The sequence below is a fragment of the Sagittula stellata E-37 genome, assembly GCF_039724765.1.
Classification (GTDB): Bacteria; Pseudomonadota; Alphaproteobacteria; order Rhodobacterales; family Rhodobacteraceae; genus Sagittula; species Sagittula stellata.
In genome coordinates, this window is sequence record NZ_CP155729.1 from 1,829,813 (window position 1) to 1,852,804 (window position 22,992).

General features: G+C 65.5%; 20 protein-coding genes. 2 read left to right on the forward strand and 18 right to left on the reverse strand.

Annotation, left to right across the window (positions count from 1 at the left end; all coding sequences use genetic code 11):
* Nucleotides 1-12: 12 nt before the first annotated feature.
* The 18 genes from ABFK29_RS08715 to ABFK29_RS08800 all read right to left on the reverse strand — a co-directional run bounded on the left by ABFK29_RS08715 (nucleotide 13) and on the right by ABFK29_RS08800 (nucleotide 19,801).
* Nucleotides 13-951 carry a GAF domain-containing protein gene (locus ABFK29_RS08715; RefSeq protein ID WP_005857095.1) on the reverse strand — a complete coding sequence of 313 codons (939 nt, stop codon included), beginning with the start codon at nucleotides 949-951 and terminating at the stop codon, nucleotides 13-15.
* A gap of 102 nt (nucleotides 952-1,053) precedes the next feature.
* Entirely contained in the window at nucleotides 1,054-2,751 is a 1,698-nt protein-coding gene (locus ABFK29_RS08720; RefSeq protein WP_040604337.1) for an ABC transporter ATP-binding protein, read from the reverse strand.
* A 5-nt stretch (nucleotides 2,752-2,756) separates the two neighbouring features.
* Complete coding sequence (locus ABFK29_RS08725) at nucleotides 2,757-3,839, reverse strand: ABC transporter permease (RefSeq protein WP_005857100.1); 1,083 nt, start codon at nucleotides 3,837-3,839, stop codon at nucleotides 2,757-2,759.
* A 198-nt stretch (nucleotides 3,840-4,037) separates the two neighbouring features.
* On the reverse strand, nucleotides 4,038-5,402 hold the full coding sequence (locus ABFK29_RS08730) for a CmpA/NrtA family ABC transporter substrate-binding protein (protein ID WP_005857101.1): 1,365 nt from the start codon (nucleotides 5,400-5,402) through the stop codon (nucleotides 4,038-4,040).
* Nucleotides 5,403-5,691: 289 nt separating this feature from the next.
* The gene (locus ABFK29_RS08735) at nucleotides 5,692-6,864 is read right to left on the reverse strand and encodes an ABC transporter substrate-binding protein (RefSeq protein WP_005857103.1); all 1,173 of its coding nucleotides are present in this window, start codon (nucleotides 6,862-6,864) and stop codon (nucleotides 5,692-5,694) included.
* Nucleotides 6,861-7,445: an ANTAR domain-containing response regulator gene (locus tag ABFK29_RS08740; RefSeq protein WP_005857105.1), complete on the reverse strand. Its 585-nt coding sequence runs from the start codon at nucleotides 7,443-7,445 to the stop codon at nucleotides 6,861-6,863. Before ABFK29_RS08740 ends, ABFK29_RS08735 begins: the two co-directional genes overlap by 4 nt.
* Before the next feature lie 89 nt (nucleotides 7,446-7,534).
* Complete coding sequence (locus tag ABFK29_RS08745) at nucleotides 7,535-8,626, reverse strand: DUF1513 domain-containing protein (RefSeq protein ID WP_005857107.1); 1,092 nt, start codon at nucleotides 8,624-8,626, stop codon at nucleotides 7,535-7,537.
* A 3-nt stretch (nucleotides 8,627-8,629) separates the two neighbouring features.
* A complete protein-coding gene (locus ABFK29_RS08750) occupies nucleotides 8,630-9,643 on the reverse strand; it encodes an imelysin family protein (protein ID WP_005857109.1) in 1,014 nt (337 codons plus the stop codon).
* On the reverse strand, nucleotides 9,643-11,175 hold the full coding sequence (locus ABFK29_RS08755; RefSeq protein ID WP_083803424.1) for a di-heme oxidoredictase family protein: 1,533 nt from the start codon (nucleotides 11,173-11,175) through the stop codon (nucleotides 9,643-9,645). The genes ABFK29_RS08750 and ABFK29_RS08755 overlap by 1 nt, the downstream gene beginning before the upstream one ends.
* Before the next feature lie 130 nt (nucleotides 11,176-11,305).
* Nucleotides 11,306-12,565 (reverse strand): imelysin family protein, encoded by a 1,260-nt coding sequence (locus ABFK29_RS08760; RefSeq protein WP_005857113.1) that lies wholly within the window; start codon nucleotides 12,563-12,565, stop codon nucleotides 11,306-11,308.
* A 208-nt stretch (nucleotides 12,566-12,773) separates the two neighbouring features.
* On the reverse strand, nucleotides 12,774-13,733 hold the full coding sequence (locus ABFK29_RS08765; RefSeq protein ID WP_005857115.1) for a sensor histidine kinase: 960 nt from the start codon (nucleotides 13,731-13,733) through the stop codon (nucleotides 12,774-12,776).
* Entirely contained in the window at nucleotides 13,730-14,416 is a 687-nt protein-coding gene (locus ABFK29_RS08770; RefSeq protein ID WP_005857117.1) for a response regulator transcription factor, read from the reverse strand. The genes ABFK29_RS08765 and ABFK29_RS08770 overlap by 4 nt, the downstream gene beginning before the upstream one ends.
* Nucleotides 14,413-15,903: a DUF4153 domain-containing protein gene (locus ABFK29_RS08775; RefSeq protein WP_005857119.1), complete on the reverse strand. Its 1,491-nt coding sequence runs from the start codon at nucleotides 15,901-15,903 to the stop codon at nucleotides 14,413-14,415. The genes ABFK29_RS08770 and ABFK29_RS08775 overlap by 4 nt, the downstream gene beginning before the upstream one ends.
* 92 nt (nucleotides 15,904-15,995) lie before the next feature.
* Nucleotides 15,996-17,549, reverse strand: a complete 1,554-nt coding sequence (locus ABFK29_RS08780; RefSeq protein WP_005857121.1) for a polyamine aminopropyltransferase — start codon at nucleotides 17,547-17,549, stop codon at nucleotides 15,996-15,998.
* Nucleotides 17,546-17,770 carry a DUF350 domain-containing protein gene (locus tag ABFK29_RS08785; RefSeq protein ID WP_005857123.1) on the reverse strand — a complete coding sequence of 75 codons (225 nt, stop codon included), beginning with the start codon at nucleotides 17,768-17,770 and terminating at the stop codon, nucleotides 17,546-17,548. The genes ABFK29_RS08780 and ABFK29_RS08785 overlap by 4 nt, the downstream gene beginning before the upstream one ends.
* A 30-nt stretch (nucleotides 17,771-17,800) precedes the next feature.
* Nucleotides 17,801-17,962 (reverse strand): hypothetical protein, encoded by a 162-nt coding sequence (locus ABFK29_RS08790; RefSeq protein WP_005857124.1) that lies wholly within the window; start codon nucleotides 17,960-17,962, stop codon nucleotides 17,801-17,803.
* A 1-nt stretch (nucleotide 17,963) separates the two neighbouring features.
* Nucleotides 17,964-19,244 (reverse strand): DUF4178 domain-containing protein, encoded by a 1,281-nt coding sequence (locus ABFK29_RS08795; protein ID WP_005857126.1) that lies wholly within the window; start codon nucleotides 19,242-19,244, stop codon nucleotides 17,964-17,966.
* Entirely contained in the window at nucleotides 19,241-19,801 is a 561-nt protein-coding gene (locus ABFK29_RS08800) for a DUF4178 domain-containing protein (RefSeq protein ID WP_157136420.1), read from the reverse strand. The genes ABFK29_RS08795 and ABFK29_RS08800 overlap by 4 nt, the downstream gene beginning before the upstream one ends.
* A 522-nt stretch (nucleotides 19,802-20,323) precedes the next feature.
* Here ABFK29_RS08800 and iolG point away from each other — a divergent pair.
* Together iolG and ABFK29_RS08810 are read left to right on the forward strand one after the other, a co-directional pair.
* Nucleotides 20,324-21,316 carry an inositol 2-dehydrogenase gene (gene iolG, locus ABFK29_RS08805; RefSeq protein WP_005857130.1) on the forward strand — a complete coding sequence of 331 codons (993 nt, stop codon included), beginning with the start codon at nucleotides 20,324-20,326 and terminating at the stop codon, nucleotides 21,314-21,316.
* Between the two features lie 597 nt (nucleotides 21,317-21,913).
* A complete protein-coding gene (locus tag ABFK29_RS08810) occupies nucleotides 21,914-22,969 on the forward strand; it encodes a TRAP transporter substrate-binding protein (RefSeq protein ID WP_040604281.1) in 1,056 nt (351 codons plus the stop codon).
* Nucleotides 22,970-22,992: the final 23 nt, after the last annotated feature.

Sequence of the window (22,992 nt, forward strand, 5' to 3'; positions counted from 1 at the left end):
CGCTTTCCTCTCTCACACGTACCAAGCGACGACGTGGCTGACCGTGCCGTCCTTGTGGATCGGCAGGGCAACCATGGTGTCGTAGCCCGCAGTCAGGGCAGGCATTCCGCTTTCGACGACCGGCACACCCGTACCCAGCGCACGTCCGATCAGCCCGTGCCACGCCTTGATCCGTTTCTCGGGCTCGGCCTCTCCGGTCCAGAGCGCGCCTTCGCGGGCACAGATGCCGTCGGCCAACACCGCCGATGGTTCGGCGCCCACACGCTCGGCGCGGGCGTCCCACATCTCGAAACGATGAGCGATGGGCGTGCCGCGGGCGGACAGCAGGGTCAGAACATAGGTGACGCCCCCGGGGACGGAGATCGGCAGCCCGAGACCTGTCGTCAGACCGGCCTTGCCCGCGCTGTCGGCGCGGATGAACCGGTAGCCGGAGCCCAGGTCACGGAACAGCATCGGCGCCTGGGCCGACCAGACGCCGCCCGGCAGGCCCTGTCCCTTTGGAAAGTGCGTGTGCTGGGATACCCACTCGAAATGCCGGGCGGCGCCGTAGTAGCCGTCGTCCAGCATGAGCAAGCCGTCCTGTTCCGCCCAGATCTCGATGGCGCCGGTGCGGTTCTCGTCGTCGCCGCACAGCACGACCAGAACGGCCTTCAGCTCTTTTCTGGCAAAGACCGGGATCGCCACGGCGGCGGTCAGGCCCGCTTCGGCCGCGGCCTCGGTGCGCTTGAAATACGATCCGTCGAAGCCTTTCAGCACGACGGGGCGTTGCTCGGCCCATGCCTTGCCGGGGAGACCTTCTCCCTTGGCAAAACTGGTCCGGCGCGAGGCTTCCTCGAACTCGGCCAGGTCGCCGTAGCTGCCCGCCGCCAGTTCCAGAATGCCGTCCTTCGGCACCCATACTTCGGTGACCTGTATGAACGGTTTGACGTCTGCTTCCACGATGGTGTCCATGTGACCGGCTCCTTTCCGGTTCCGGCCCGCGCTGGGCCGTGCTGTTCTGTCGGTTCAGGATCTCCCCGGGCCGTCACGTCCGGCCCGGAAAGGGCTGCCCTTTCAGGCGGCCTCCCGGTTCTTTTCCGGCTTCCCCTCGGATTTCGCTTCGGTCTTGCCCTGCTTGCCGTGCTCGTATTCCTCCAGGAAATTCAGCACCTGTTCGCGGTAAAGGTAGTAATCCGGGTGCTCCAGCAGCGCCTTGCGCGTGCGCGGACGGGGAAGGTCCACGTCGACGATCTTGCCGATGGTCGCCTGTGGCCCGTTGGTCATCATGACCACGCGGTCGGCCAGCAGGATCGCCTCGTCCACGTCGTGCGTCACGCAGACGGCGGTGACCTTCGTGCGGTCCCAGACCTCCATCAGCACTTCCTGCAATTCCCAGCGGGTGAGGCTGTCGAGCATCCCGAAGGGTTCGTCCAGCAGCAGGAGTTTGGGCGAGAGCGCAAAGGCGCGTGCGATGCCGACCCGCTGCTTCATGCCGTTCGACATGTCGGCGGTGGACCGGTCCATCGCGTCGCCAAGACCCACGCGTTCGAGGTAGTATTCCACCACGTCCTGCCGTTCGGCCTGCGACGCCTTGGGATAGACCTTGTCCACGCCGATGGCGCAATTCTCTCGCGCGGTCAGCCAGGGGAAGAGGTTTGGCGACTGGAACACCACGGCGCGTTCGGGATCGGCGCCGCGTACCTCGTAGCCGTCGAGCTTGATGACCCCTTTCGAGATCGGGTTCAGCCCGGCCGCCATGGTCAGCACCGTCGATTTGCCACAGCCCGAATGCCCGATGAGAGAGACGAACTCGCCCTTGTTGAGCTTCAGGTTGAAGTCCTCGACCACGGTCAGCGGACCCTTGGGCGTGGGATAGATCTTGTGAAGCTGCGAGAAGTCCAGGTAACGCTCCTCGATCCCGGAGGCCGCTGCCTCCTTGACCGCCGCCGGGACGGAGTGGATCGGCGTGACGTTCGGCAGGATGCGCGTGCCTTCGGTCTTCGCCTCGATGCCCACGTCCATCAGGTAGTTGGTGACGGCAAGGCGCAGCGCCTTGAAACCTTCGTGGTGGTTCATCTCGCCCCGGTCGCGCGGACGCGGGATATCGACCTTGAACTCTTCGCCCAGCGTGCCATCGGGGTTCAGCGCGATGATCCGGTCGGCCAGCAGGATCGCCTCGTCCACATCGTTGGTGATAAGCACGCAAGTCTGCTTTTCCTCCTGCCAGATCGCTTCGATCTCGTCGGCGAGGTTGGCGCGGGTCAGGGCGTCGAGCGCCGAAAGCGGCTCGTCCAGCAGCAGCACTTCCGGGTTCATCGCCAGCGCACGCGCCACGTTCACCCGTTGCCGCATCCCGCCGGACAACTCTGCCGGGCGGCGGCTGACAGCGTGGGACAGGCCGACCATCTTGATGTAGTGCGCGACCTTCTTCGCCTTCTCGGCCTTGGGCATCGACGGGAACACGCTGTCGAGCGCCAGACGCACGTTGCCCTCCACCGTGAGCCACGGCATCAGCGAGTAACTCTGGAAGATCACGCCGCGTTCGGGGCCGGGGCCGTCGATCGGTTTTCCCTTGAAGGCGACTTCGCCCTTCGTGGGTTTCTCCAGCCCGGCCATCAGGTTGATCAGCGTGGTCTTGCCGGATCCGGAGAAGCCCAGCAGGACCAGGAATTCGCCTTCTTCCACCTTCAGGTCGATGCCGTTCAGGACATGCGTGGCCGTCGCGCCCTGGCCGTAGCTCTTGGAGACATTCTTGAACTCTAGGATACCCATGCCGATCACCGCTGGTTCGTGAAGGTAAAGAGGGACTGCAGGGCGTACATCACGCGATCCAGCAGGAAGCCGATGATCCCGATGGTGAAGACCGCGACCATGATCTTGGCGAGCGAGGAGGAAGACCCGTTCTGGAACTCGTCCCAGACGAACTTGCCGAGGCCTGGGTTCTGCGCCAGCATCTCGGCGGCGATCAGCACCATCCAGCCCACACCGAGCGACAGGCGCAGGCCCGTGAAGATCAGCGGCAGGGCAGACGGCAGGACCAGCTTGGTGATCTTGGTCCAGGTGTTCATCTTCAGCACCTTGGAGACGTTCACCAGGTCCTTGTCGATCGACGCGACGCCCAGCGAAGTGTTGATGAGCGTGGGCCAGAGCGAGCACAGCGTCACGGTCACGGCAGAGATGATGAACGACTTGGCGAACAGCCCGCCATCGTTCGCGGCGGCGGCAGATACGATCATCGTGACGATGGGCAGCCAGGCCAGTGGTGAGACCGGCTTGAAAATCTGCACCAGCGGGTTGATCGCGGCATTGGCGGTGGGCGACAGACCGGCAAGGATGCCCAGCGGTACGGCGACCAGCGTCGCCAGAACGAAGCCGAAGAACACCGTCTGGATGGAGGTCCAGATCTGCTGGTAATAGGACGGCGCGCCGGTATAGGCCACGTCCTTGACCTTTTCGGGTTCACCGGCGTCGATGAACTTCTGGTTGCGCTTTTCGACCATCGCCTCGAACTTTGCCTGCTTCTCCGCCTTGGCGATGGCGTCTTCGTGCAGGTTCACGGCCTCTTCCCAGACCTGTCCCGGTCCCGGCACTGCGCCCAGCGATGTCTGTACCTGCGGCGCCAGCACGGCCCAGAGTGCGAGGAAGGCGGCGATGGCAAGGATCGGCACGACCAGCAGCCGCCAGATCTCTTTCATCTGGGTCCGCGGGTTGTCGCCGGCGGCAGCCTTGATCACGGGGGTCACCCACGACAGGCCCAGCACTTGAAACCACTTGTCGGCCTTGTTGATGCGGGTAAACAGACGGGCGCGCCGGGCTTCCCGGGTGGCGTCATCGGTGAAGTTCGGATCGACGGTCGTCATGTCTTCGGGTCCTCGTTGCGCGCAGGCAAAAGGCCGCGCGGTGCTTGGAGTGGCTGCGGAAGAGGGCAGGGACGCCGTGTCCGCGGATCATGGGAAAGGCGGCATTCAGGGGGGGCGCACCGGCGAAGCCACGGGTGGGCTCATCCGGTGCGGAACGTGGTTTGCGCCCGTACATCGACCGGGCGCAGGGGGGACAGATCATCCCTTGACCTCGGTCCCGACGACGGTCTGCTCGCCCTTTAGACCGATCGGCAGGCTTTCGAGATACGCGTTGGGCGCTTTGCCATCGTAGGCGATACCGTCGATGATATCCTCGGCCGGGGTCGGCTCTTTGTAGCCGTCGGTGTCCCAGGGGAAATCGGCTTCGTTGGCGAGGCCCTCGTCGACGAGCAGACGCGCGGCTTCGAGGTAGATCTCCGGCTTGTAGACCGACTTGGCCACCTCGTCGTACCAGCTGTCGGGCTGCGCCTCGGCGATCTGACCCCAGCGGCGCATCTGGGTCAGATACCAGACCGCGTCCGAGTAGTAAGGGTAGGTGGCGTTGTAGCGGAAGAACACGTTGAAGTCGGGAACCTCGCGCTTGTCGCCCTTCTCGTACTCGAAGGTGCCGGTCATGGAGTTCGCGATCACCTCGGCGTCGGCACCCACGTATTCCGGCTGCGACAGGATCTCGACCGCTTCCATGCGGTTGGCGTTGTCGTTCTCGTCCAGCCACATGGCCGCGCGGATCAGTGCCTTCACCACAGCGAGCGTGGTGTTCGGGTTTTCCTCGGCGAATTCGGCGGTGATGCCAAAGACCTTCTCCGGGTTGTTCTTCCACAGCTCGTAGTCGGTGATGACCGGTACGCCGATGCCCTTGAACACGGCAGCCTGGTTCCACGGCTCGCCCACGCAGTAGCCGTAGATCGTGCCGGCTTCGAGCGTGGCAGGCATCTGCGGCGGCGGGGTCACTGACAGCAGCACGTCCGCACCGATCTGGCCGGTGATGTTCTCGGGGGAGTAGTACCCCGGGTGCAGACCGCCTGCGGCCAGCCAGTAGCGCAGTTCGTAGTTGTGCGTGGAGACCGGGAACACCATGCCCATGTTGAAGGGCTTGCCCTCGGACTTGTACTTCTCGACCACCGGGGCCAGCGCCGAGGCCGAGATCGGGTGCTGTGGCAGTCCGTCGGCATTGGTCGGGATGTTGGGCTTCATCTCTTCCCATACGGCATTCGACACGGTGATGCCGTTGCCGTTGAGGTCCATGGAGAAGGGCGTGATGATGTGCGCCTCGGTGCCGTAGCCGATGGTCGCGGCGAGCGGCTGACCGGCCAGCATGTGTGCGCCGTCAAGTTGTCCACCGATGACGCCGTCCAGCAGGACCTTCCAGTTCGCTTGCGCTTCGAGCGTGACAAACAACCCTTCATCTAGGAAGTATCCCTGCTCGTAGGCGACGGCCAGCGGCGCCATGTCGGTGAGCTTGATGAACCCGAAGGTCAGTTCGTCCTTCTCAAGGTCCAGTTCGGCCAATGCCGGGCTGACCAGTGCGGTCGAGGCGGCGAGCGCTGCGAGGAATGTCTTCATGGTGCATCGTCCCTTTCGTGTTGGGTCATCCGCGCCGAAGCACGGGGCAAAAACAAAAAAACACCGCAGACACGTCCGGCCTCGGGAGGAGGAGAAGCCGAAAGTGAGCTGCGGTGCTCGGTGGTATCCCGATCATCGGGAGATAATTTCGTGCAAGCCCGCTCCATTGCGGCCTTGCTCTTTCAGTTGTCCGATTTGGGATTCAGCAATCAAGTCTTTTTGCTGCGATGCGGCGGTTGCGGGTCTTATTGTTCACTTCCGGCGCATGTTTTTGCCGAATTTGGCGGCGCTACTCGGCCAGAGGATCAAAAATGCGCCCGTCGAAGAACGTGTCCGGCAGCAGAGTGACGCGGCCCGACTGTGCCGCAACGGCCGTCTGGTGACGAATCGATCCTTCGAGCTTTTCCGACGCGCCCGGCATATCTGCGCCGCAGTCCTTGAGCTGAGCACGGTAGATATCGCTGCGGAAGACCTTCGCCGAGGCTGCTGTGGCCGCGGCGACTTCAAGCCCGCTGCGCAGCGCGAGGCCGCGGCCGATCCACCTCGCCTGGCTCCGCCATGGGAAGGTTGCGGCGCCTTCGTGGAACTCGACGAAATGCGGAACCTCTCGCTGTTCGCCGTGTCCCGAGATCGTCAGCCGCCCGGACAGTGCACGGTCGATCAATTCGGACGGGAGGTCCAGATAGGCCGGGCGCGACAGGATTTCCGAAGCGGACATCCGGTGTTCCGGATCCTTCAGCCACCGGCCTGCCTGCCAGACAGCCCGCATGAGACGTCCCAGCAGATGCGGTTCGGTCTCTGCCCAGTCCGTGCGGACGGCCAGCACCTTTTCCGGCGCAAAGGCCCAGATCGCGTTGCCCGGGAGGAGCAGCGCGCCCGCGCCTTCCTCGACCGCCAGCGAGCCCCATGGCTCGCCCACGCAAAAGGCGTCCACGTCGCCATCGGCGAGGGCCTGCGCCATGAGCGGCGGCGGGACCGTGCGCACCTCGTAGTCTATGGGCGCCAGCGCCGTCGCCTCGATCCAGTAGTCGAGCAACGAGCGGTGCATCGAGAAGGGGAACGGCACGCCGAACACCAGCTTGCCATCGACCGCACCCGCCAAGGCCTCGGCGGCGGCGGACGGATCGCGGAAATCGAAGATGTAGCCTTTCGCGCGCATTCGCTCTTCGAGCGCGCGGCTGACACCGATCACGTTGCCGTTGACCGACAGGATTGAAACCGCCGAGATGTCCTGCCGGACGCCCCCCAACCCCAGCGCCATGGCGACCGGCACCGGCGACAGAAGCTGTGCCGCATCGACCCGGCCAAAGGCCAGCATGTCCCGGACGGAGGACCACGACGGCGCGCGCACGAGGTCGAGAGCGATACCCTCCGCATCGGCAAAGCCCATCTCGTTGGCAAGGATCAGCGGTGCCGCGTCCACCAGCGGCACATAGGCGACCGGAACGTTCACGATCTTCATCCCAAGAGCCCCGCCGTCGTCACGATGGCCTCGGCCACCTCCGCCACACGGCGCCCCTGGTCCATCGCCGCTTTCCGCAGAAGCGCGTAGGCCTCTTCCTCGCCCACGCCACGCGCCTTCATCAGCAGGCCCTTGGCGCGGTCGATGACCTTGCGTTCCTCCAACGCGCGGCGCGTCTCGACCAGTTCCCGGCGCATCCGCTGGACCATCTGGAACCGGGCTATGGCGGCGTCGAGCACGGGTTTGAGGCGCTCTGGCTGCAACCCGTCCACCACGTAGGCGGACAGCCCCGCTTCGATCGCGGTCCGCGCCAGTCCGCCCGCGGCGCCCGAAACGAACATCGCGACGGGGCGTTCCAGTGGGCCGGACGCCAGCGTGAGTTCCTCCAGCATGTCGCGGGTCGGGTTGTCGACGTCGATCAGGACCACGTCCGGCGCAAGTGCGGCGATGCGGCGTGCCAGAGACGCCACGTTCCCGATGACATGGACGTCGAAGTCACCCGAGCCCTGAAGCGCATCGACAATGGCGATGGCGCGATCCCGGTCGGCCTCGACGACGACGATGGTCAGACGATCACTCATGGTTCCTTTGTGCCCGATGCGCGGCGGGGCACAAGGTGGATGTCAAGACGCGCTGCCTCGTTGCGCGGCAGGTGCCTGCAAATTGGGCATCAGGCCGCGCCGGATGGTCCCACGGGGACGATATGGTTGTCCCAGGCGACCTTGTGCATCTGCAGCGTCGACGCGTCGGTTCCGATGGCATGGAAGCCGCCGGTGCCTGTCGACGCGACAAAGCCGTCTCCAAGGGGGGCCAGCCCGCAGACATCCGCCAGCGCGATCTCTGTCCGGAATGCGCCGTCCTGCGCGTCGAAAACCTGAACGCGGCCCCCTCTGGGAGAGGTGATTGCCACGGCGGTTCCGTCGCCGCTGAAGGACACGCTGCCCGCATAGCCCTGCATTACGGTATGTGATGGCTCCGGGGCCTTTGCCCAGACCGGCGCCGCGCCGCGACGGTGCAGCATCAAGAGGGCCGGCGCGGCGGACAGTTCGCCCTGCCACTGCAGGGCCAGCGCAACCTGTCGCGTTCCATGCACCGCGAGATGGCGCATGGAATTCTTGTGCTCGACCGCAGGCGGCTCGACCGTGTCCAGAACGGTGCCGTCGAGCGTAGTGTAGGTCAGGTTCGGCGCCATGAAGGGGATGTTCAGCTTGGCGCGCCCCGCGTCCGGGTGCGTTTCGATCCCGCCATTGGCAATGACCAGTGACCGACCGTCGGGCATCAGGCGAAGCTCATGCGGTCCGGTCCCGCCGGAAGGGAACTCGCCAAGACGCCGGTAACCGCCGGACACATCCCAGATGCCGATCATGCCTGCTGCGTGTTCGAAATCGTTCTCGGTGGTAAACAGCAAAGCACCGTCCGCCGAGAACGCTCCGTGGCCATAGAAATGGCGTCCGGCTGGGGCCGTCAGTTCGGCCTTCACCTTGCCGGTGAGGCAGTCCAGCACGACGGCGTATGTGCCGGGGCGTCTTGCAAAGGCCACAGCTTCGGCCCGTTCGGGATGGGCGGCGGCAGCGTGCCCGCGTGCCGGCAAAGGCAAGTCGAACAGGCTGGCGCCTGTGGCCGACACGCCATGCAGCGCATAGGACCCTGTGGGCGTCCGGGCCGCGGCGAGGAAGGCAGGCCCGCCCACATCGGCCCAGCCGCGCATCGGCCAGAGACCGGCGGCGGCCAGCCCTCCGATCATGCCCCTGCGTGAAAGCATGGCTCAGTCTCCGTCCTGGGAATTGAAACCGGCGGAAAGACCCAGTTCCGGGCCAAGCTCCGACGCGATAACGTTGCGGATCGTGTCGATCTTTTGCTGGAGGATCTCGACCCTGAAACGGCCCATCGGCGTGTCGACGCCCGCGAAGACCGGGCTGTCCTGTGCCTCCACTTCGGCGAAGGCCGCGTCGTAAGCGTCAGAGATTTCGGTGCGTACCTTTTCGGGCGCGTCCTGTGCCAGTGCCAGCGCCAGTTCTTCCGTCGCTTCCAGCGACAGGCGGACATGCCGCAGCGACCGCTCCGACCGATATGCCTCGGCCCGTTTGGGGCGCGGTCGCTCGAAGGTTCCGAGCGGGCGTCCCAACCGCGTGTCGGAGGTGAACTGCAATCCGCTGGTCAAGGTGGTGTAGAGCGCCTGCAACGCCTCTTCCTCGGTGCGATAGCGCCCGTCCGGTCCGATCTCTGCCTCGGTGAAAGCGTCTGAGAAGTCTGTTCGCCAGTCGTCGAGAATGGCGTCGGAAATGTCCGAGATGTCGCGTGTTACCGCCTGAACCAGTGCGCAGCCGTAGTCGCCGGCATCCGTGAACTGCGGATCGAACAGCAGGAACTCCATCGCGTAGAAACCGCGCGCTGCGATCGACACATGCGTGAAGGCGTCCGCCGTTTCGACGGCGGCGTCCTCGTCGGCGATCAGCGTGGCCAGTGTCTTCGGGGTGAAGCCGCGGGTGTCGGGCCAGAACGCCAGCGCAAACGCCCGGTCGCCGGTTTCGGTCGGCCCAAGACGCAGGTGGCTGACCCGGACCCACGCATCGAAGGCTTCGGACCATGCGCTTCTGAGCGCCGCGCTGTCCGGTGTGCAGTCAGTCTGCGCAACGGTTTCGAGCGCGTCGGCCTTTTCGGCCAGACGTTCGAAGCCGGGAATGACCTCCGTTGCGACGATCTCCGACGGGGTGGGGTTGGCCAGCGCCGCGCCGGCGCAAAGGCAGAGCAGGGCAGACAGGGCAGGGCGACAGGGCATCAAAGGCTCTCCAGGTATTTCAGCAGGGCGGCACGGTCCGGCGGCGGCATGTTCACGACCGAGTCCCGCTGGGCCTGTGCCTCGCCATCATGCCAAAGCACCGCCTCAAGGACGGAGCGTGCCCGCCCGTCATGCAGGAAATAGGTATGCCCGGAAACCTGTTCGGTCAAACCGATCCCCCAAAGCGGCGCGGTGCGCCATTCCTGTCCGCTCGCGCGCGCCTCGGGCCGGTTGTCCGCCAATCCCGGTCCCATGTCGTGCAGAAGAAGGTCGGTGAACGGCCAGATCAACTGGAAGGACTGTTCGGGCCGATCTTCCAGCCGGTGTGTCACGAAGGACGGCGTGTGGCAGGCATTGCAGCCCGTCTCGAAGAACACCTGCTTGCCGCGCAACACCTCGGGGTCGCCTGCGTTGCGGCGGGCGGGCACGGCCAGGTTGCGGCTGTAGAAGGCCACGAGGTCCAGGCCTTCTGCGTCGATCTCGAACCCGCGTTCGTCGGTGTCGCCGTGGGCGGCGGCCAGGCAATCGACCTGAGCCTCAGTGCACTCTCCGGCCCCTGCATCGAACAGAGGGTTGGAAATGCCGATGTCCCCGGCGAAGGCTGCGGCCGACTGTTGACGTATGGTGGGCGCCCCAGCCTTCAGCCCGAAGCGGCCCAGCATGGGCTGGTTGTACTCGGCCGACCAGACAATCTGCGCCCGGCCGGAAACGCCGTCGCCATCGCTGTCGTCCGGGTCGGCGTTTGCAAGTATATCCTCCGCCGGGATCGCTTCCAGCAGGCCAAGGCCGATCATCTGAGGCGCCACGCGGGGCGACAGCATCGCGCCCTCTGCCAGCGGGCCATAGCCGAGATCCGCGGCGCGATAGGTCGGCACACGCAGGGACGCGACCTCTCCGCCGGATAGCTGAACCTCCTCTTCCTCGTAGCTGATGTCGAGGCGGTATTCGGCGGCGTGACCGGGGAGGGCGAAGTCCTGAAGTTGCAGACCATAGACCGGATCGGCCTTCGTCGGCAGGTATTCGGCGATCTCGTCGAAGACGTCGTCGGCGGTGCCGGGCACAGAGACGCGCAGGAACATCGACACGGCGGTGTCATCCGAACCTTCCGGCGGATGCCCGCGCCCGTCCTTCAGGTGGCAGCGCTGGCAGGAGCGGGCGTTGTAGAGCGGGCCAAGACCGTCGGAGGCAAGCGTGGACGACGGCGCGGAGACCCAGACCTTCTTGAACAGCCCGTTGCCAACCTTGAAGTCGAGCTCGCGTTCGAAGGAAATGTTGCCAGAGGGCTGGGAGAAGGCATCCGCAGTGGGAATGACGCGGACCGTCGCCGCACCACCCGGGTTGGCTTCGAAGCCTTGCGGCGTCTCGAACTGGTCCGGAGCTGCCGTCGCCGCTGCAATGCGCTCGCGCTCTGCGTCCGTTCGCGGCACGACATTCAGATGGACGTCCGAAAGATCCTGCGCCGCCGCGACGCCGCCCAGTGCCACGAGGGCGGCGGTGGCCACCCAAACTGATTTCGACCTGCTTGTGCTCATGCCCGTCTTCTCCGCTGGCTGGGCCGCGAAACCGGGCCCTGGCGTTGGTTCCCGGCCCGCGACACGGGCAGGCCGGGGATATCCCGTGCCGGTCCGGCACCCATTCCGGACCGGCAAAGGCTTCGGCGTCTTACTGGAAGACAGCCGAAGGATTGTCGAGGCTGTCGGAGCCTTCGAAGTCGATGCTGTCCACCGAGAGGGCGGAGACCACGCGCTCGATGCTGCGGGTCTGGTCGACCAGCGCATCGACGCCGCCCATGATCAGCGCCTCGCCTTCCGCGTTGCCGCGTTCCAGCATCATGTCGTAGGAGAACCCGTCCTCGGCCGCCGCGACGATGGCGCCCAGGTTTTCCATCGTGGTATGCAGCTTCGCCTTCATTTCCTCGTCGAGGGCGGGATCGGCCTCTGCCACCAGGTCGCTGAGCGAAGCGCCAGTCACTTCTGTGCCATCGACCCGCGTGTAGCTGCCGAGGTAGACGTTCTGCACACCCTTGCCATCATAGAAATGGGAGTTGTGCGTGTTGTCGGAGAAGCAGTCGTGCTCTTCCTCGGGATCGTTCAGCATGAGGCCCAGACGCATCCGCTCACCGGCCTGTTCGCCGTAGGAGAGCGACCCCATGCCGGTCAGCATCGCGACGATCCCGGCATCTTCGTCTTCCATGAGCGCGTCACGGGCGGCTCCGCCCTCTTGCCACTGGGCGGCCATCCATTCGAGGTCGCTCACCAGAAGTTCGGTCGCGGCCTGGAGATACTCGGCGCGGCGGTCGCAATTGCCGTTGGTGCAGGCGTCACCCGACGCGTAGTCGGCGAAGGACCGGTCGCCGGCTCCGGCGTCCGTGCCGTTCAGGTCCTGGCCCCAGAGCAGGAACTCGATGGCGTGATAGCCGGAGGCGACGTTCGCCTCCACGCCGTCCGCCTCGTGCAGGGTTTCCGCGATCAGCTCGGGCGTGATCTCGGAGGCGTCGATCTCTTCGCCTGACAGCGTGAAGGACGGGGTCGCGATGACGTTCAGGCCGGCGAACTGGTTCTCGTCGGACGGTCCGCCGTAGGAGGCGTCGACATAGTCGATCAGGCCTTCGTCCAGCGGCCAGGCGTTCACCTTGCCTTCCCAGTCGTCCACGATGGCATTGCCGAAGCGGAAGACCTCGGTCTGCTGATAGGGGACACGGGCGGCAAGCCACGCGTCTCGGGCGGCGGCGAGCGTGTCTTCCGAAGGGTTGGCAATCAGCGCGTCGACGGCCTTTTGCAGCGCCTTGGCAGTGGTCAGGCTGTCCTCGTAACCGGCTTGCGCAATGTCGGCGTAGGTGTCCAGCACCTCAGCGCTGTCCGCTGCGAAGAGCGGTGCTGCACAAAGCGACATCGCGGCGGCGGTGGTCGTCAAGGTCTTCATGGTGTCCCTCCATATCTCCTGTTGCCAGAGCTTCCTGAGGTTTTGAGTCGGAAATGTCAATCCTGACTGATTAACTTGGAATATGTATCGGGGAGGCATGTTCATGTAACGGGCGGGTCGGCCCGCCCGAGGCGCGCCGACCCGCGGGGGTTCCACCCCCGCACCCCCGAGGTTTTTTCGCCAAGACGAAGGGGCAAGCGCGTGCGGTTCAGTGGGTGGTCCAGGCGACACGGAAACGGGCGCCGGTCGGGGACGGGATGTAAACGATACTGCCGCGGTGCGCTGCAAGGATGTTGGCGGCGACGGCGAGGCCCATACCGGTGCCGCCGCGGTCGCGGCGTGTCGTGAAGAAGGGATCGAAGATGCGCGCGGCGTTGCCTTCGGAAATGCCGGAACCGTTGTCCTGCACGTCGAGCGTGGTTTTCCCGGCAGCCTGCGTGGCGGTGACGGTGACGCGTGTGGCGCCATGTTCCACGGCGTTGTTGAGCAGTTGGTCGAGGACCACCGCAACGCCTTCGCGGCCCATGGGCAGTGCAGTGTGGCGCCCGTCGAGGTCGAGCCTCAGGGCCGGATGGGCAGCGGTGAGATCGGGTGCCAGCCGGTCCAGAGTGGTGCTGCCGAGGTAGCGGACCTCGCGCGCCTGCGCCGCGCGGCGCAGGGCGGCGAGCCGTGTCTCTATCTGCAGGCGCGCGGTGTCGATCCTTGCGAGCAGGCGATGCTCTTCGTCCGAAAGCGCCGCAGTGTCTTGCATCAGCTCAACGGCCGCGCGGATCGCGGAGACCGGGGTCTTCATCTCGTGCGTCACGTGGTCGGTGTAGGCGCGGACCGTCGTTTCACGGTCGCGCAACGCCTCTGCCATGGCGATCACGCGTTGGGCGGTGGCGTGGGTTTCGCGAGTGCCGTAGTGCCGGGGGACCTCAGCCGTGCCTTCCGCCATGGCGTAGGTTTCCAGCGCGCGGATCGGGCGCAGCAGCAGGCGGACGAGCAGCCAGCCCACGACCGCAGTCACCGCCGCGATCAGGGAGCCGAGCAGCACTGCCGCCTCGCGGTAGCCGATCTCGGGGCCGAGGTAGCGGAAAACCACGAGGCCGCCCAGGGAGAGCGCGAGGGTCCCGGCCAGCGCGCCGCCCAGCACCAGCCCCAGGGACGGGCGCCAGCGGCGGGTCATTCCGGCTCCGCGGTGCAGGGTCCAAGGCGCATGCCCTGCGCATGCACCGTTTCGATGGCGTCCGGGATGCCAGCATCTGCCAGCTTCCGGCGCAGGTTGCGCAGGTGGCTGTCCATGGTGCGGTCGGATTGCTGGGCGCCTGCGCCCCAGACCGCGGCGGCAAGTTCCGCGCGGGTGAAAAGGCGCCCCGGCGCGCCGATCAGCGTGTCGAGCATCTGGAATTCCGTACCGGTCAGCGCCACCGGCTGTCCGGCCGCGCGACAGAGGCGGGCCTCCCGGTCGAGCGTCAGCGCGCCATGGCCGCGGGTGTCGTCGCGCGCGGGTGTGCCGGACCGCCTGAGGATCGCGGCGACGCGGGCCACCACTTCGCGCGGGCTGAAGGGTTTGGTGACATAGTCGTCGGCGCCCATCTCCAGACCCACGATGCGGTCGACCTCGTCGTCGCGGGCGGTGAGAAACAGAACCGGCACGTCGGAGCGGGCACGCAGGCGACGGCAGACCTCGAAGCCGTCCATTTCCGGCAGACCGATATCCAGCACGATCAGGTCCGGTGTCTCGCGCATGGCGTGGGTGAGGGCCATGGCGCCGTCGGCGGCGCAGATCACGCTGTGCCCGGCGCGTTCGAGCGCAAGGCGCAGGAGGTCGCGCAGGCTGGGGTCGTCGTCGACAATCAGGATCTTCATCGGGTCTTGGGCTCCGCTTCGACGGGACCATATCCGCCGACGCGCGCCTTGCGGAACCCCCATTCCTGCCAGTGGGCAATCCGGGGTTCTTCAAGCGTGCAGCCCGACCGGGACAGGACCCCCACCCGGTACGGCCTGTCCGAAATGGCGCGGTTGTAGGCGTTCTGTGCCATCGGGCCGAGGCCGCATATGTAGGTGTAGTCGACCTCGCTGTTGGCCGGGGCGCTCAGGTTGGTGGCGGCGATCTTCTCGGCGACGTTCACGAAGCAGGAGGCGTAGAGCGTGGCAAGTCCCAGCAATGCACCGCGCACCAGGAGCCAGCGGTTGCCGTGGCCACGCATGACCTGCCAGAGGGCGAGGGTCAGCGTCATGGCGACAAGCGCCATCCAGACCATCGCATGCACGCGCAGGTAGGTCAGCCCGTACACCTCGACATAGAGGTCCAGCCGCAGCATGGCTGCTCCGCAGAGCACCACATTCTGCAGCAGCCACAGCAGAAGGAGTGGGCGGACTGCGCGGTGTTCATGGAGGAAGGGGCGCGCGGCGAGACCGAAGGCCCCGGCGAGCAGCGCCGTCGCCAGAAGCGGGTAGGCGCCGCGATGCGCGTATTCGGCGTAGGTCATCCCCTCTGGCAGCGCTGCGCCCCCCAGCAGGATCGCCGCATCCATCACCGTCTGCACGGCGATCAGCGCGTTGAAGATCACAAGTGCCCGCAAAACCGCTGTGCGGGTCAGGCCGAGACGCGCACCGGACATGGCAAGTGGTTGCGGCAGGGTCATTGGGACCGCCAGGCTCCGGTCGAGCAGGGGCCAGACCATCAGGGCAACACCGGCCCAGAAAAGGGCGCGTTGCAGCAGCGGGAAGAGGTCGGGGCGGGTATCGAGGGCCAGACCCAGCACCGGGTTCGCCCCGACGAGCAGTCCGGCGAAGACCAGCGCGCCCCCCAGCGGAAACGCCCAGTCGGCGGCGAGGCGCCGCAACACGCCGGTCTCCGGCGCGCGGCGAAGCGTCCGGAAGGCGTGGCTCCAGCGGTCCGGGTTGAAGGGGGCGGTCCATGCGCCGGGCAGCCGCGCAAACCAGGCGAGGCCGGTGGCCAGCCACGGGTCCTCTGGCCGGACGCGCGCCCAGACGAGACTTGCGGCGAGGCTGGCGATCAGGAAGCCCACGGACAGGACCTGCACGTATTCGACCACCGGCAGGGTGCCCAGGGCCAGCAGGAGGGCAGGCCGCACCAATCGCGCCGTCGGCATCCTGTCCCAGGTGGCAACGGCAAAGATCGCCGCGGCAAACAGCGCCAGCGAAATGCCTGGGGTGCGGTGCCAAAACAGCAGGTCCGCCAGCAGCACCAGGAACGCCAGGCCACCGAACCGTATCGCGACCCTGCGCGTGCCCGGGGGGCTATCGGTGCGATCGCTTCCGTCGCCGTCCAGCCACCATCCGTCCATCGCCAATACCTGCGGCACGTCGCGTGCGATCTCCTGTCCCATCGGGGGTCTCCTTCTTTGAGCCTTTGGCGCAGACTGGCATGTCGCGCGTGCAAGGGCGTGTCAGGAGATGTGCAGGGGTCGTGCAGGCGGGGCTAACGGAACCAGTGGTCCCAGCCGCCCAGGTAATAATCGACCAACCGGTGGGTCTGTAGGGTGTTCGGCTCCACCTCCACCCGGTCGGTGTCGGCGGCGAAGACCTGCGCGCCCTGCCAGACCTCGGGCGTAAGGAATTTGAGGCCGTCGGGCAGGTCGAGAGGGCGATCCCGCCGCGCGAGCGGTTCGACCATGACGAAGCCCCATTCGCCGAAGCTGGGCACATAGGCGTGGTAGGGCAGGATGGTCAGGTCGGTGTCCGGGGCGGCGGGGTTACGGACCTCTTCCCAGGTCCTGACCACGGACCAGAAGGCCTCTCTCGCGTAGACGGGCGATCCGGCCTGAGTGACCAGCACGCCGGTGGTCGAGACGCGCTCCATCAGGAGGCTGTAGAACTCCCGGCTGTAGAGCTTTGACAGCGCGATGTTCTTCGGGTCCGGCAGGTCGAGCACCACGACGTCGAAAACCGCGTCCGTGTCTTCGGCAAAGCGCCATGCGTCGGCGTTGACCACATGCACGCGCGGGTCACGCAGGGCGCCGCCGTTCAGCGCGGCCAGTTCGTCGGTGTCGCGAAACAGTTCGGTCATGCGCGGGTCGAGATCCACGAGCGTGACGCTTTCGACGCCGTCGTGGCGCAGAACCTCGCGCGTTGCCATGCCATCGCCGCCGCCAAGGATCAGAACGTTGTTGACCCGCTCGGCCCGGGCCATGGCGGGATGGATCAGGCTTTCGTGGTAGCGGTACTCGTCGAGGCTGTCGAACTGGATGGAGTGGTCGAGGTACAGCCGCACCCGGTCGCGGAACCGCGTGACCGAGATCTGCTGGTAAGGCGTCGTCTCGGATATGATGACGTCATCCTCGAACAGCGCGGCATCGGCGACGGACACCAGCCGCTCCGACTGGATCAGCGCGACGACCGACGCCAGAAGCGCCACGCCGCAGCCGATCCATTGTGCGCGGCTGGCGAGATCCCGGAAGATCACCAGCGACAGTGCAGCTACGGCCAAGTTCAGCGTGCCGAAGGCGAGAGAGGCCGACATCAGCCCGAGGTTGGGGATCACGAAGAGCGGAAAGGCGAGGGAGGCCGCCAGTGCGCCCACGTAATCGGCGGAAAGCACGTTCTCGAACCGGAAGGAGGTCGCGCCGATCGATTCCAGTACGCGGGCGATCAACGGGATTTCCATGCCGGACAGAACGCCGATGGCGATCAGGGCACCGTAAAGCGCCAGCCCCACCTCGCCGGTGGCGGCGTAGGTGAAGAACAGCAGCGGCGCGAGGAAACCACCGATCACCCCGAGTGCGATCTGCGCCCAGATGAATCCGTGCGCGGCCTCTCCGACAAAACGGGATACCCAGGCGCCCAGTCCCATGGCGCTGAGGAAGACGCCGATGACAAAGCTGAACTGGCGGATCGAGTCGCCCAGAAGGTAACTCGACACCGTGCCCGCGATCAGTTCGTAGATCAGGCCCGCGACCGCGACGAGGAATGTGGCCAGAAGCAGCCAGACCTCTTTCAGCCGCCGGTCGTCCGGGGCGGCGACGGGCGCGTTCAAGACAGGATGACTGCCGAGATGATGATCGACAACGCAAGGAAGACCGATCCGATCAGCACCGCCAGCGCGGTGTTCTGGTCTTCCTCGATCTCCTTGATGACGGAGAAATGGGTGAAGCGGTTGATCGCCCACCAGCAGGCCCCCATCAGCGCCACGCCGAGAAAGGTGTAGAATATGGTGCTGATGACTTCCGACAGCTGAATGGTGATGACCGGTTCCATGTGAGACTCCCTCAAATCCTGTTCTGCGCGCTATTTCACCCGGCCGGCAAGGCCGCCGGGCCCGGCAGAGCCCTGCCGGATCGATTTCGAAACATCCGAGCTTGCCCTGCCGTATCCGTACCACGACACGTAGGTCGTACCCGCGACCGCCGCGAGCGAGACAATGAGAAAGACGATGCGAAAAAGGTTCATGTCAATCCTCGTCCGTCCAGTCGGAGCCCGAGAATCGGACAGAGCGGTGCAGGAACCGGCGGCCCAGCGGGATCACCGCGACAATGCCGAAAAGGATGCCCAACAAGCCCAGCCATCCGGCGGACCGCACGCCTTCGCGGGCGGAAACGGTAAAGCTCCTGGGTTCCGACCCGGCGATCCAAAGCTCCGTTTCCTTCTCGTTGAAGATGATCTGGTAGGTGCCGGCCTGGGGCGGGCGGAAGCGCAGGTCTGCGGTACGGTTGCCTTCCGTCCACGTGCCGTCCGCGTCCCGGCCCGAATAGAATTCCATCGCCCGGCCGGATTCGAAGAGTGTCTCGCCCTCCGGGTCCAGCACCTCCATGCCGACCCAGAGCCAGGCGTTGGAGGGATGGGAGCCGAGGTCGATCTGCACCAGCCGGTCGGTCTGCGTCACCGGGAATTCGAGGGTCTGGGGCAGGGCGGCAAGCGACACGGCCGTCTCGGCCAGAACCTCGCGGGTGTTCGCGGTCGCGGCGACAAAGACCGACAGCACGATGCACACGACCGCAAAAAAGGCGGCGGCTAGCGTCATGAACCGGTCGTTGGCGCCGCCCTTGAAGGGCTTGAGCGGGTGACGCGACAGCGCCGGCCCGGGCGGGTCCGTCAGTTTGAAGGCGCCCGCCAGCTCTGCCGGGTCCAGCCAGATCGTGCGGTACATTTCCCGCTCCACCCCGCTCTGCGAGAAGTCCAGCATCGCCTCTTCGGACAGAGCCGTGATCGTCTGCGTCGTGTCGCCGATCTGCGGCGCCCAGGTGAATTCGCCTTCGAGGAAGGTGATGCGGGCGTCGGATGTCTCGTAATAGCGGAAGCGTTCGCCGTTCAACAGGACCTGAGGACGGTTATCGGCGGATTCGACCCACCGGCTGTCCATCCACGCGGGGTGACTGACCTTCCGGACGCGGCGTGAGAAGGTGAAGTTGCCCTCTTCGACGTTCAGCCAGGCATAACCATGTGTTGGCGAGTAAAGCTGGTGCTCGACCCATTTCCACGGGCCATCCCGCATGCCGATGGTGCCGACGACGATCCAGTCGACCCCGAACAGGGTGCCTTCCATGCCCAGTCGGAACGGCGTGTCGGGGCGCTGCAGGTCGTCGAACTTGCGCAGGACCTTGTAGTCTTCCTGCGCGTCCAGCTCTGCCCCGCAGTAGGAGCAGACATGCACCACGACGCGCCCGCCACCCAGCACGTTGAGCCCTGCACCGCAGGAGGTGCAGTTGATGGAGGTAAGGCCCGCGCGCGTCACGACACCACCTTCAGCGTGCCGGACACTTCGAAGGGATCATGCCATTCGCCGGTGAACCACGCGGTGCCGGTGCCGTCGGTTTCGGCAGAGAGCAGCGTGCCCTCGTCGCCCTGCGCGTTGGCATAGCTGAATGTGTCGCCCACCACGAGCCGTTCACCGAAAACGCCGCGGATCGCCTCGCATTCCCCGCTGCCCGTTTCCACGACGCGAAAGTGCTCCCGGCGCCACTCGAACGGCATGCCGATGCGGCTGTTGGTGCGCAGGGCCGGGCGTTCGTCGTTCTCGTCCACTGGCACCTGAACGACTATGTCGCCCTCGTCGACGGAAATCCAGACGCCGTTGCCCTTCGGATCTTCGCACCAGTATTCGTCCCACCAGCCGCGTCCGTAGGAAAAACGCGCGTGGCCAAGCACTTCCCAGGCCTTGCGGCCAAGCTTCACGATGTCGCCGATGGAAAACAGTTGCGGCCCGTCGTGCATTTCGCCGGAGGTTCCGGCGTTCAGCAACTTGTCGGATTGCACGTACAACGTGGTGTCGCAGGACGGGCAGGTCAGCATGACCGCCGTCTTCACCTTGTCCGGAATCGGATGTCCACAATTCGGGCAATTGAAATCCATGCGCGTGTCTAACCAGACCCGGGCTTTCAGATCAACGCCCAAGACGCCGTTGCAAGCGGGTAGGGACGCGACCGGGTCGACCCGGCCGGACGACGCGAGACACGGGATTTCCCGCATCGGGGCAAGACGAGTACCCGGTCCGGTCGCCGTGCGCGGCATGCGTGATGGTTTAACGTCATCCCGGGCCGCCTTGCATGATGCGATATGAGGCGAAGCTGGAGGGATGGCTTGCATTGGTTCTCATCGCGGTGGAGAGCTTGGCCGCAGGAGGAGCGACATCCGGACAGGACCGCCGTTGCTTGGACGTCTCGCGTGAAAAGGGGCGCCGATTTGCGCGCCGGTCACACGAAGGGACGCCAAGGCTGTCCATCGTCCCTGCCGGTACCGGGCGCCTTTCCTGACCGCATGGCCGCGCCCGCCTCGGCCATCCCCTGACACAGTTCCTTGCAAGGAGCCTCTCGAATGACCCTTCGCTTTGCCATTCTGGGTGCCGGCCGCATCGGGCAGGCCCATGCCCGCGCGATCTCGGCCACACCCGGCGCCGCCTTTGTCGCATTGTACGAACCGCTGGAAGAGGCGGCGGCCTCCATGGCGCAGCGGTACGGTTGCGACCTGCGCAGCACCGAAGAGATCGCCGCGTCCGACGACATCGACGCCGTCGCGATCTGCACCCCCACGGACACGCATGCCGACCTGATCGAAACATTCGCCAAGGCGGGCAAGGCGATCTTCTGCGAAAAGCCCGTCGATTTGTCGGCAACCCGTGTTCGCGAGGCGCTGAAAACGGTCGAAGAGACCAACGCCACCCTCATGGTCGGTTTCAACCGCCGCTTCGATCCGGATTTCATGGCGGTGAAAGCGGCAATCGACGCGGGCACCGTAGGTGACGTCGAGATGGTCAACATCATTTCCCGCGATCCGGGGGCGCCGCCGGTCTCCTATATCAAGGTCTCGGGCGGCATCTTCCGCGACATGACCATCCATGACTTCGACATGGCCCGCTGGCTGCTGGGGGAAGAGCCGGTGACCGTCATGGCCCAGGGCTCCAACCTTGTCGATCCGGAGATCGGGGCGGCGGGCGACTGGGACAGCGTCAACGTCATCCTCAAGACCGCAAGCGGCAGGCAGGCCGTCATCAGCAACTCGCGCCGTGCAACCTACGGTTACGACCAGCGGATCGAGGTGCATGGTTCCAAAGGTATGGCTTCTGCCGCAAACCGCCACGAATCCACCGTGGAGGTCGCGGGCGCGGGCGGCTATGCTCGGCCGCCCTTGCTGAACTTCTTCATGGACCGTTACGCCGTGGCCTATGCAAACGAGATCGCCGCCTTCGTGAAGGCCGTGGTCGAGGGGGCGCCGACCCCGACGACCGGGCAGGATGGCCTGAAGGCACTGGAACTGGCCGACGCGGCCTACGAATCCGCCAAGACCGGAAAGGCCGTCACCCTCGCCTGAACCGTCGCCTTGCGCGCGCGGCGGTCGTTGACCTTGCGCGCATCGCGTCCAAAGCGTAGCCGCTGCGTGGATCGTCACGCGGCGGTTTTTTGTTTGATGGATCAACGCACTTGACGCTCCGTGTCACAGTGGTGTCTCGTCGGTTCACGCCTGTGGCCCGGGATCAAAATTTTGTTTCCTAGTGGAAGATACTGGACAAACGACATCGACTCTGGTCCCATGCAGGAGACGCTTCTGTGTTGCAAGATAGTGCGAGGTCTGCAAGATTTTGCACATTGGTCGGGATGTAGGGGAGGACATCATGGCAGTCTCATGTTCATCGCCGGTGCAGGGTAGGGCGGCGCGTTGCAAAACGTTCCGTGCTGTCCTTGTGCGTGGCGCCGGACGGCACCCTTACGGGGAATGGGACACCGTGCGAAATGGCTGCGGCGCCGGCAACGCATCGCGTGCCGCCGCCGGGGCGCTGACCCGCAACAACATGCACACACCGACCGATGCCTTGCCGCGGAAGACAGGCGCTGCCTTCGTCCGCCGGCCGGGCGCTCGGAAATAAACGCAGCCCGGAAAAGGGCTACCGGTCATTCAGGGAGGAACACGATGACCACTCGGAGAACTTTCATTGGCGCAGCCGCGGCCTTGACCACGGCACTCTTGACCACGACCTCGGCCATGGCGCAGGAGGTCACGCTGACCCTGCACCAGTTCCTGCCGGCGCAAGCGAACGTGCCGAAAGACGTTCTGGATGTCTGGGCGGACAACGTCGAGGAGGCCTCCGATGGCCGCATCGAGATCGAGCGCTATCCCTCCATGCAGCTTGGCGGGACCCCGCCGGAACTGATGGACCAGGCCATTGACGGCATCGCGGACATCGTCTGGACCGTGGTCGGCTACACGCCGGGCCGCTATCCGTCGACCGAGGTTTTCGAACTGCCGTTCATGGTGTCCGACGCCCGCGCGGCTTCCTATGCATACTGGAAGATGTTCGAAGAGCACATGAAGGACGGCGAGTTCGCCGATGTGAAGATCCTCGGCACCTGGGTGCATGGCCCGGGCATGTTCCACACCAACAAGCCGGTCGCGGTGCCGTCCGATCTGGAAGGCATGAAGATCCGCGGCGGTTCACGCCTGGTGAACGATCTCCTGACCCGCGTCGGCGCAGAGCCCATCGGGATGCCGGTTCCGGCGATTTCCGAGGCCCTGTCGAAGGGCGTGATCGACGGCACGACCATCCCCTGGGAAGTCACCAGTGCGCTGAAGGTGCCGGAGCTGGTCGGGAACCACACCGAATTCGACGGTCCCGCACTCTATAACCTGACCTTCGTGCTGGCGATGAACAAGGACGCCTACGAGAGCCTGCCAGAGGATCTGCAGGAGGTGATCGATAGCCAGTCGGGCCTCGCGTTCTCGATCTTCGCCGGCGGTACGCAGGCGGATGCGGACGGTCCGGCGCGCCAGATCGCCGTCGACCGGGGCAACAATATCGTCACCGTGTCCCAGGAAGATGCCAAGGCGTGGGATGCCCTCGTCAACCCGATCTACGAGACGTGGGTTGCGGAGATGAACGACAAGGGCATCGACGGCCAGGCGCTGATCGACGAGGCCAAGAGCCTGATGGAGGAATACGACCCCTCCATGGACACCTACGGCAAGTGAGCCGGGTCCGGGGCCGCGCGGAT